Source organism: Dellaglioa sp. CoH-56-MRSF-10, from assembly GCF_056782175.1.
Genome location: NZ_JBXAYF010000024.1, coordinates 1 through 532, shown reverse-complemented (window position 1 = coordinate 532; position 532 = coordinate 1). Strand labels below are relative to the sequence as shown.

Here is a 532-nt window from a genome sequence, read left to right as displayed (position 1 = left end):
GTCTTGGGTATAGCCGCCGCTTTAGTAGCACTTGTGGGCTTAGCCACGTCTTCCGGAGCCACCTCATTTGCAACGTCATTGGCCGGATCGTATTTGGGTGCCACTTTCTTTGCCGCAACTCGGCGTCGGCCGCCGCCCTTGATTTCTTCCATCAGAGTTTCCCGTACAAATATTCTTGAGCATGGACAAGCGTCGAGTCCGATCCATCGAACGCGACCGCGCCGGACTCCAGATCATATTCCAATTCCCATCGGACCACAACAGAATTGTGCATGACACGCAACCGCCGCTGCCGGTACTGAATATCGAAGGACTTGGCACCGAACCCGCGATTGCTGAAGTTCATGTCGTGGCGTGCCCGATTCAGCTGGTTGTATATTGAGTAACCCAAGAAATCATCGAGCGGCGTTTGCCCGATGATATGGCCCACGGCCGCCAACCACGCCCATGCCTGATGGAACAGAATAACGTCGCTCAATATCAGCCCACAGTCGGAGCCCGCAATGTAATGCGTGGTCCACGGTATATTGCC

At 54.9% G+C, this 532-nt stretch carries 1 protein-coding gene; it reads right to left on the bottom strand.

Annotation, left to right across the window (positions count from 1 at the left end; translation table 11 throughout):
* Positions 1-151 precede the first annotated feature (151 nt).
* The coding region (locus AC1RP4_RS07630; protein WP_481763216.1) for a hypothetical protein at positions 152-532 on the bottom strand (381 nt) is incomplete at its 5' end.